This window comes from Caulobacter sp. CCG-8 (assembly GCF_037402475.1).
Lineage (GTDB): Bacteria > Pseudomonadota > Alphaproteobacteria > Caulobacterales > Caulobacteraceae > Caulobacter.
In genome coordinates this window covers 19,277-27,603 of sequence record NZ_JBBEUD010000038.1, presented here as the reverse complement: position 1 = coordinate 27,603, position 8,327 = coordinate 19,277, and the positions used below count along the sequence as shown (strand labels likewise).

The 8,327-nt window shown below is 71.6% G+C and carries 10 protein-coding genes; 5 read left to right on the top strand and 5 right to left on the bottom strand.

All coding sequences use genetic code 11. From position 1 onward, the window contains the following. Positions 1 to 169 precede the first annotated feature (169 nt). On the top strand, positions 170 to 1,399 hold the full coding sequence (locus tag WAE60_RS23630; RefSeq protein ID WP_029910978.1) for a DUF4331 family protein: 1,230 nt from the start codon (positions 170 to 172) through the stop codon (positions 1,397 to 1,399). A gap of 2 nt (positions 1,400 to 1,401) precedes the next feature. Next, the gene (locus WAE60_RS23625; RefSeq protein WP_051695417.1) at positions 1,402 to 2,310 is read left to right on the top strand and encodes a DUF4198 domain-containing protein; all 909 of its coding nucleotides are present in this window, start codon (positions 1,402 to 1,404) and stop codon (positions 2,308 to 2,310) included. Here the strand turns inward: WAE60_RS23625 and WAE60_RS23620 are convergent. Continuing rightward, a complete protein-coding gene (locus WAE60_RS23620; protein ID WP_029910972.1) occupies positions 2,247 to 3,092 on the bottom strand; it encodes an AraC family transcriptional regulator in 846 nt (281 codons plus the stop codon). The genes WAE60_RS23625 and WAE60_RS23620 overlap by 64 nt on opposite strands. Positions 3,093 to 3,155: 63 nt before the next feature. Beyond that, positions 3,156 to 3,833: a nitroreductase gene (locus tag WAE60_RS23615; RefSeq protein ID WP_029910970.1), complete on the bottom strand. Its 678-nt coding sequence runs from the start codon at positions 3,831 to 3,833 to the stop codon at positions 3,156 to 3,158. A 96-nt stretch (positions 3,834 to 3,929) separates the two neighbouring features. Between WAE60_RS23615 and mtgA the strand changes: the two genes are divergently transcribed. Then, positions 3,930 to 4,619: a monofunctional biosynthetic peptidoglycan transglycosylase gene (gene mtgA, locus WAE60_RS23610; RefSeq protein ID WP_029910967.1), complete on the top strand. Its 690-nt coding sequence runs from the start codon at positions 3,930 to 3,932 to the stop codon at positions 4,617 to 4,619. A gap of 13 nt (positions 4,620 to 4,632) precedes the next feature. Continuing rightward, positions 4,633 to 5,172: a GNAT family N-acetyltransferase gene (locus WAE60_RS23605; RefSeq protein WP_029910964.1), complete on the top strand. Its 540-nt coding sequence runs from the start codon at positions 4,633 to 4,635 to the stop codon at positions 5,170 to 5,172. Between the two features lie 3 nt (positions 5,173 to 5,175). Here the strand turns inward: WAE60_RS23605 and WAE60_RS23600 are convergent, their stop codons facing one another. The 3 genes from WAE60_RS23600 to WAE60_RS23590 form a co-directional block, all read right to left on the bottom strand. Further along, positions 5,176 to 6,123 carry a cation diffusion facilitator family transporter gene (locus WAE60_RS23600; RefSeq protein WP_337689141.1) on the bottom strand — a complete coding sequence of 316 codons (948 nt, stop codon included), beginning with the start codon at positions 6,121 to 6,123 and terminating at the stop codon, positions 5,176 to 5,178. 46 nt (positions 6,124 to 6,169) lie between these two features. After that, on the bottom strand, positions 6,170 to 7,441 hold the full coding sequence (locus tag WAE60_RS23595; RefSeq protein ID WP_337689140.1) for a PQQ-dependent sugar dehydrogenase: 1,272 nt from the start codon (positions 7,439 to 7,441) through the stop codon (positions 6,170 to 6,172). Between the two features lie 109 nt (positions 7,442 to 7,550). Then, entirely contained in the window at positions 7,551 to 7,751 is a 201-nt protein-coding gene (locus tag WAE60_RS23590) for a KTSC domain-containing protein (RefSeq protein WP_012284298.1), read from the bottom strand. 167 nt (positions 7,752 to 7,918) lie between these two features. On the opposite strand from WAE60_RS23590, the gene WAE60_RS23585 reads away from it, so the two are divergent. After that, positions 7,919 to 8,323 (top strand): MAPEG family protein, encoded by a 405-nt coding sequence (locus tag WAE60_RS23585; RefSeq protein WP_337689139.1) that lies wholly within the window; start codon positions 7,919 to 7,921, stop codon positions 8,321 to 8,323. Positions 8,324 to 8,327 lie beyond the last annotated feature (4 nt).

The window sequence follows — 8,327 nt, the reverse complement described above, 5'->3', positions numbered from 1 at the left end:
AACCCACGGTCTCCGGGCGAAGCCCGGCCCGCTCCGCGCCTCCCCATCAGCTCAGCGGCTTTCCGCGTGAGGCGGCGAAGTCGCGTCCGCCAAGATCGCTAAAGATTTCGACAGCGGACGCAGCCCCTTCCGAGGCCTCCTGCAGCTCCAATTTCGACCGGAGCCGAACATGCCCTCGACAACCAACATCCGCCGCGCGCTGGCGGCCGGCCTGGGGAGCGCGGCGCTGCTGGCGATCGCCGCCGGCCCGGCGCGGGCGTCCGACCACCTGGACACGCCCAGCGTCATCGCCGATCCCCGCGCCGACATCGGCGACATCTTCGCCTGGACCTCGCCCGACCACCGCCACCTGAACCTGGTGATGGCCATCGTCGGGCACGGGTTCTCCAAGGACCTGGCCTATGTCTTCCACGTCGACAGCGGCGCACGGTTCGGCAAGACCGCCGCGACCACGACCATCTCATGCCGGTTCGCCGGTCAGGACATCGACTGCCAGGCCGGCGGCGACACCGTCCACGGCGACGCCAGCCGACCGGAGGGCCTGGTCTCGGCCCGCCGTCGCTTCCGCGTCTTCGCCGGCCTGCGCGACGATCCGTTCTTCAACAACGTCAAGGGCACCCGCGAGGCCTACGACTTCGCCGCCGCCGCGCTGAAGGCCGGCGCGCCGCTGGACGAGGCGGGCTGCCCGGCCTTCGACCGGGCGACCTCGGCCGGGATCCTCGACCGCTGGCGCCACACGCGCGGCGGCCCGGCCCAGAACCTGCTGGCGGGCTGGACGCCGGCCTCGCTGGTGATCTCGATCGACCTGCCGGCCGTGTCGCAGGGCGGCAAGCTGCTGGCGGTCTGGGGCGAGACGGTCGGACCCAAGGGCCGCATCGACCGCATGGGCCGGCCGCTGACCGGCAACGCCCTGCTGGCCACGCTCGAGCCCGAGGCCGTCAGCGACGCCTTGAAGGAGGCCTACAACCACGCCACGCCCGCGACCTCGGACGGCTTCATCCCCGAGATCGAGAAGACCCTGGGCCTCTACGACGCCTTCGACGGCGACTGCGGCAATGCGATGATCGCCGACCGCTCGGCGGGCGCCTCGCGCTATCTGAATCTGGCGATCCTGCTGGCCGACGACCGGCTGTGGATCGACAGCGCCGCCACGCGGTGCACCACCCTGTTCGCGGTGGAGCTGGCCGCCCTGGCCGGCCGCCGGGACCTGGCCGGCGACTGCGGCGGCCGGACACCCAACTACGACGCGGTGGACGTCTACCGCTCGCTGCTGGCCGCCGGCGGCCTGACCGGCGTCGACGACGGCGTCGACCACGACGACCACGTCCATTCCGACACCGTCTTCCCCTTCCTGGCCGCGCCCGACGGCGCCGCCTATCCCTCGCGCAAGGAGCCCTGACCATGGCCGCGTTCACGAGGCCGCTTCGCCGCCTGCTGCTGACGGCGGGCGCCCTGGCCTGCCTGCCCCACCCCGCCGCCGCCCACGAGTTCTGGATCCAGCCCGAGCGCTTCTGGCTGCCGGCCGGGACGACCACGCCCATGACCCTGCAGGTCGGCACAGGGACCGAGCGCCAGCGCTCGCAACTGCCGCTGCGCCGCGTGATGCGGTTCGACGCCGCGTCGTCCGGCGAAGGCCCTCAGGACCTGAAGCCCGCCCTGACCCTGGGCGCGGCGACCGCCGACGGCGTGCTGGGCTTCGATCGGCCCGGCGCCTATGTCGTCACCCTGCGCAGCGACGCCACGGCCCAGAGCCACCAGTCCGCCGCCCGCTTCAACGCCTATGCCGAGGAAGAGGGCCTGACCCCGGCGCTGGAGACCCGCGCCGCGCGGGGGCTGCAGGCCATCGACGCGTCGGAGCGCTACAGCCGCCAGACCAAGGCCCTGATCCAGGTGGGCGACGGCGGCGCCCAGGCGGCCGTCACCCGGCCGGCGGGGCTGGACCTGGAGATCGTGCCCGAGGTCAGCCCCTACGCCCTGCCGCGTCTCGCGACCCTGCCCGTGCGGGTGCTCTATGAAGGCCGTCCCCTGGCCGGGGCGCTGGTCAAGATCACCGACCTGGCCCACGACGCCGCGCCCGCGGAGCAGCACCGGACCGACGGCGAGGGCCGCGCGGCCTTCGCCATGCCCGGCGCTGGGAACTGGATGATGGATGTCGTCTGGACCAAACCGCTGGCCGACGAGGGCGTCGACTTCGAGACCGTGTTCGCCAGCCTGAGCTTCGGTTTTCCCGATGAGAGGGGGCCAGATCAGGCCGGGTCGGACCAGGTCCGGCGCGAGGCCCGCTGGAAGTCGCCCGGCGGGCTTCCATAGAGCCCGCGGAAGGCCGCCGTGAAATGACTGTGGCTGGAAAAGCCCAGGTCGAGGGCCAGGGCCGTCAGGTCCTCGCAGTCGGCCAGCAGGTCCAGGGCGCGGGCCAGGCGCAGCCGCAGCTGGTAGCGATAGAGCGGCACGCCCTCGGCCTGGGCGAAGACCTGGGTCAGGTAGACGGGCGAGACGCCGACGTCGCCGGCGATCTGGGCCAGGGTCCAGCGGCGGCCGGGATCGGAGGCCAGCACCAGCTTGGCGCGGTCGGCCAGCTTGCGCCGGCCGTAGCTGGAGGCCCGGGCGCGGGAGGCCCGGTCGCCCAGGGCGCGCCGGACCAGGCCCAGGGTCAGGGTCTCGGCCTGCAGCGGCTCGAACGCGCCGCGCGCCAGGCCGCGCCGCAGACGGGCGGACAGCGCCTGAACCTCCGGCTCGACGGTCCGCGCGGGACCGCGGAACACCGGCGCCCCGCCCGCCTCCAGCTGGTCGGCGGGCGACAGTTCGGCCAGCAGGTCCTCGTCGATCGACACCGAAAGGCAGGCGTCGCCGCCGCCCACCGGATGGCTGATGGCGTAGTCCTGGTCGCGGTTGAAGAACACCACCTGGTTGGCCTCGGCCACCGCGTCCCGGCGCCCGACATGCCGGACATAGGCGCCGCGATAGGGGAAGACCAGGAAGGTCGAGGCGGCGCATTCGCTGGGGCTTCGGTGCCGGCAGGCGCCGTCGCAGGCCACGTCGCGGACGCCGACCGTGCGGGTCTGGAGGAGCGCGGTGACGCTGAGCTGGTTCATGGCGATCGGCTATCGCCGCCCCAGGTCACGACGACAATAACCTCGCAGGTTATGGCGCCGAGCTCAGTCGAATCCGCGCATCGTCGCCCATTCGTCGAACGGCGCGCGGCGCGAGCTCCAGCCGTTCACCGCCGCGTCCTCGTCGCGCCAGCCCAGGGCCAGGCCGCAGAACAGCATGTGGTCCTGCGGCAGCTCCAGGAAGCCATGGATCAGCTTGCCGTAGACCGACCAGAACTCCTGGGCGCAGGTGTCCAGGCCCCGCTCGACGGCCAGCAGCATCAGGGTCTGGATGTACATGCCGATGTCCGACCACTGCGGCGGGCCGCAGTCGCGGTGGACCGAGAAGAACAGGGCGACGGGCGCGCCGAAGAACTCGGCGTTCTTGGCGAACTGCTGCAGGCGGCCCAGCTTGTCCTCGCGGGGGATGTCCAGCGACGCATAGAGGTCCTCGCCCACCTGGTAGCGGCGGGTGCGCAGCGGCTCCCACAGGTTGGGCGGGTAGACGTGGTATTCCGGCTCGTCGCGGTCCATCAGCCGCGAGGCGACCAGCGCCTTGAACTCGGCCAGGGGCTGGCCCGACAGCGCGTGCACCACCCAGGGCTGGAGGTTCCCGCCCGACGGGGCGCGGGCGGCGGCCTCGATCAGCTCGCGCACCACGGCGCCGGGCACGGGGTCGGGCTTGAAGGCCCGGACGGACATCCGGCGCTGGACGGCTTCGGAGACGGTTCGATACTGGGTCATCAAGGCCTCACTAACCGATGCGCGCTATGTCCCGCGACAGACGATGGCGGCTTGGCTAGCATCCGGCCGCAACGTCAAGGCAAGCGTCAAGACAGGTTGGGGCGATCGGTGAAGGTTCTGCTGCGTAACATCCTGGTGGCGTTGTTCATCGTGCTGGTCGCCGGACCGGTGCTGACGGTGATCCTCTATCGCTTCGTGCCGCCGCCCGCGACGCCGCTGATGGTCATCCGCCTGGCCGAGGGCAAGGGCTGGAACCACCGTTGGCGGCCGATCGACCAGGTCTCGCCCGCCCTGCCCCGCGCCCTGATTGCCGCCGAGGACGCCCGGTTCTGCGACCACCACGGCTTCGACTTCGACGCCCTGCAGAAGGCCTACGAGAACAACGAGAAGGGCAAGAAGATCCGCGGCGGCTCGACCATCAGCCAGCAGACCGCCAAGAACGTCTTCCTGTGGCCGGGCCGCTCGTATCTCCGCAAGGGGCTGGAGGCCTATTTCACGGTCCTGATCGAGACGCTCTGGGGCAAGAAGCGGATCATGGAGGTCTATCTGAACTCCATCGAGTACGGCCCGGGGATCTATGGGGCCGAGGCCGCGTCGCGGACCTATTTCAAGGTGGGGGCCGACAAGCTGACGCCGCAGCAGTCGTCGCGGCTGGCGGCGATCCTGCCCAGCCCCCTGAAGTGGAAGGCGGTCAATCCGGGCCGCTACGTCAAGAAGCGCTCCAGCCGGATCGGCAAGGCCTCGGGGACCGTGCGCCGCGACGGCCTGGCGGCCTGCGTCGCCTAGGAGGAAGTCCCACATGGCCCTCGGCCCCACGCTCGAGACCGAACGCCTGATCCTGCGGCCGCCGGTCGCCGCCGACCTCGATGGCTGGGCCGAGCTGATGGGCGACGCCGAGGCGGCGCGATTCATCGGCGGCCAGATGGCCCGTAGCCCCGCCTGGCGGACCATGGCCACCGTCACCGGTTCGTGGGCCCTGCACGGCTTCGGCATGTTCTCGGTGGTCGAGAAGGCCGGCGGCCGCTGGATCGGGCGCGTCGGCCCGTGGCGCCCCGAGGCCTGGCCGGGCGCGGAACTGGCCTGGGGGCTGCATCCGGCCTTCCACGGCAAGGGCTACGCGGTCGAGGCGGCGAGCGCCGCCATGGACTGGATCGTCGACCATCTGGGCTGGAACGAGGTCATCCACTCCATCGATCCGGACAATCTCCCGTCCAAGGCGGTGGCCGCGCGCCTGGGGTCGCGCCTGCTGCGGATGGGCCACCTGCCCGAACCCTATCACGAGAAGACGCTGGAGCTGTGGGGGCAGAGCGCGGCGGACTGGAAGGCGCGGCGGGCCTAGGGCTCAGGTCGCCAGCGGCCGCGCATAGGCCGCCCGGGCCCGGCCCGAACGCACGAACACCCGGGTGATCCGCGCGTCGATCGTGCGGATTCGCATCGCGAAGTCGTCGGCCGCGTCCTCGATCTCGCCCGCGGTCAGGTCGTCGTGGAAGTCCAGGGTGACGCCCAGCAGGATCTCCTGCGGCCCCAGGTGCATGCTCAGCACCTCGGCGACCGTGTCGACGCGCGGGTCGGCGGCCAGCATCTCGCGCACGGCCTCGACGATGCGGGGCGAGGCGGACTCGCCGGTCAGCAGGCTGCGGGTCTCATTGGCCAGGAAGATCGCCACCGCCACCAACAGGACGCCGATGGCCACCGAAGCCGCGCCGTCGGCCCAGGGGACGCCGAACACCGCCGAACCCGCCACGCCCAGCGCCGCGATCGCCAGGCCGGCCAGGGCGGCCCCGTCCTCCAGCAGCACGGCGAACACCGACGGGTCCTTGCTGCGGCGGATGGCGCGCATGAAGGGCGTGCCCCGGGTCAGGACCCTGAACTCCTTCCAGGCCACCAGGAACGAGCCGCCCTCGAACAGCACGGCCAGGCCGATGACCAGGAAGTTGATCCAGGCCCGGTCGATCGGCTCGGGCCGCAGGATCTTCAGCACGCCCTCGTAGATCGAGAAGGCCCCGCCCAGGGCGAAGATCAGCAGGGCCACGACGAAGGCCCAGAAATAGACCTCCATGCCGTAACCGAACGGATGGGTCTGGCTGGGCGGCTTGCGGGCCCGGGCCAGGCCCAGCAGCAGCAGGCCCTGGTTGCCGGTGTCGACGCTGGAATGGATGGCCTCGGTCAACATGGCCGACGAGCCGGTCAGGGCGAAGGCGACGAACTTGGTGGCGGCGATGGCCAGGTTGCCGGCCAGGGCCGCGTAGACGACGGTGGTCGAGCTGTTGTGGGTTCCCGTCGCGGCCATGCGGCCCGAACGCGGCCGGGGCGCGCGGCGTTCCGGCCGCGCCTGGTCAGGGCCGGTCGACGGCGAAGCGGATGATGCTGGCGTTCTTGTCGTCGGCGACCCAGATCGCCCCGTCGGCGGCCACGGTGATCCCTGCCGGCGCCCCCTGCGGTCGCCGGCCCTCGACCCGGCCCCAGCCGGGCGTCAGCACCTGGGCCTGGGCGGCCGGACCGGCCCCGAACGGGCGCGAGCCGGTCGGGTAGATCGGATAGCTGGCCTTGAGGCGGGTCACGGGAACGCCCCGCGCGTCGACCGCGAAGGCGACCAGGCGTCCCCCGGTCGAGCGGTAGCCGTGCCAGCCCATCAGCAGCTTGCCCTCCAGCCGGGGGAACATCGCGCCGTGGTACCAGGTCATGGCCAGAGGCGCGACGTGGGGCGGCAGCAGGGCGACCGGCGGGGTGTGGGCGGGCGAGGCGCAGTCCATGATCCCGGTCCAGCCCGGCGTCGCGGTCGCCATGTCCTGGCAGTAGGGCCAGCCGTAGTGCCGGCCGGCCTCGATCACATTGACCTCCTCGAACGGGCTCCAGCGGTCGTCGAAGTCGTAGCTGTTCTCGGCCTGCAGCACCGTCCCCGACGGATGCACGGCCAGGGCCACCGAGTTGCGCAGGCCGCGGGCCAGCATCGTGAACCTCGGGTCCCAACGGCCCGGCCCCAGGCGGGCGTAGCGGCGGATCCCGGCCGTGGCCTCCTCGCCCTCCGACTGTTCGCAGCGGTCGGTCCCGACCCGGGCCCCGTCGGCGTCCAGGCACTGGTCCGACGGCGCGCCGACATTGACAAGCAGCGCCCCGTCGGGGGCGAACACGAACTGCGAGAGCGGGTGGCGGTTGTCGTGCAGCCGGTTGTCCGGCAGGCCGGTGATCACGTCCCGCACCGTGGCGGCGGGATCGGCGGCGCGGGGGTCGAAACGGAAGATCCGGCTCATCTCGCCGACATAGACCAGGCCGTCGGGGCCGATCGCCAGGCCGTGCGGCAGCGACAGGCCGGTCAGCAGGGGCTCCAGGCGGACGGGCTGGCCGGGCTGGACCGTCATCCGCCAGATCACGCCGCGCGGCCGGGTCCAGTCGGCCAGGTCGGCGACCAGCCAGACGCCGTCGTCCAGCTGGACCAGGGTCCGGGGCAATCGCAGCCGGCGGTCGGCGAAGGCGCCGGAGGCGGGACCGGTCACCAGGCCGGCGCACAGGCCGGCCTCGGTCTCGATCGCCAGCCGGGGCCAGCCGTCGCAGGTTCCTTCGGTCTTGTAGGCGAGGCGCGGCGCGGCCTGGCCGAGGCCGGCGGCCAAGCTAAGGGACAAGCCCACAACGACGGCCAGTCCCGTCCGCATCATGTTGTCGCCCCCGCTCGATCCAGAGTGCGATCTAGCGTTGCGTCGCGACGAAAAGGAAGAGGCGTCAGACCCGGTTGTAGGGATACCTGTCGCGGATCATCCGCTGGAAGAACCGGCCCTTGGACGGCGCGCGCTCGAAGGCCTCGGTCACCCGGGGCGGCACGCCCACATAGACGTATTCGTCGCCGTCGTGGAACGTCACGAACAGCTTGCCGTGCTCGGGCTCGTAGTCGATTTGGCGGATCGCCGTGGAGTCGACACGCATGGCTGGAAGCCTCCGCATGAGGATCGTCTGCCTGTGAAAGCGCACGTCGCCTGGGGGCGGTTCCCCAAGGTTTCCCGGCGCCTCTTTAGGGTGCAAACCGGCGCGAACTGGGGTGTAGTCCCGACAGAACAAGGCTCCGTTTCATGGAGCCGGGGGAGAGAACGCACATGCAACCGCATTCCTGGGTCGCCATCGTCACGATCGTCGCGCTGCTGGTCTATGTATGGATGGCCCTAAGGGTGGCCGGGGCGCGCCGCAAGTGCGGCATCGACGCCCCCACCATGACCGGCGACCCGATCCTCGAGCGCACCGTCCGCGTCCAGGCCAACACCCTGGAATGGCTGCCGCTGTTCCTGGCGGGCCTGTGGCTGTTCGCCGTCTATTGGAACGACCTGGTCGCCACGATCCTGGGCGTGGTCTGGATCGTCGGACGGGTCGTCTACGCCCTGGGCTACGTGGCCGACCCGGGCAAGCGCGAGGCCGGCTTCATCATCCAGGCCCTGGCGACCGCGATCCTGCTGTTCGGCGCCCTGGGCCGCGTCATCTGGATCCTGGCGACCGTCGGAGCCTGACCTC

Bases quoted from the DNA above. Each gene is read 5' to 3' on its own strand.
- WAE60_RS23630 (WP_029910978.1), top strand. From the start codon at position 170: ATGCCCTCGACAACCAACATCCGCCGCGCGCTGGCGGCCGGCCTGGGG.
- WAE60_RS23625 (WP_051695417.1), top strand. From the start codon at position 1,402: ATGGCCGCGTTCACGAGGCCGCTTCGCCGCCTGCTGCTGACGGCGGGC.
- WAE60_RS23620 (WP_029910972.1), bottom strand. From the start codon at position 3,092: ATGAACCAGCTCAGCGTCACCGCGCTCCTCCAGACCCGCACGGTCGGC.
- WAE60_RS23615 (WP_029910970.1), bottom strand. From the start codon at position 3,833: ATGACCCAGTATCGAACCGTCTCCGAAGCCGTCCAGCGCCGGATGTCC.
- WAE60_RS23605 (WP_029910964.1), top strand. From the start codon at position 4,633: ATGGCCCTCGGCCCCACGCTCGAGACCGAACGCCTGATCCTGCGGCCG.
- WAE60_RS23600 (WP_337689141.1), bottom strand. From the start codon at position 6,123: ATGGCCGCGACGGGAACCCACAACAGCTCGACCACCGTCGTCTACGCG.
- WAE60_RS23590 (WP_012284298.1), bottom strand. From the start codon at position 7,751: ATGCGTGTCGACTCCACGGCGATCCGCCAAATCGACTACGAGCCCGAG.
- WAE60_RS23585 (WP_337689139.1), top strand. From the start codon at position 7,919: ATGCAACCGCATTCCTGGGTCGCCATCGTCACGATCGTCGCGCTGCTG.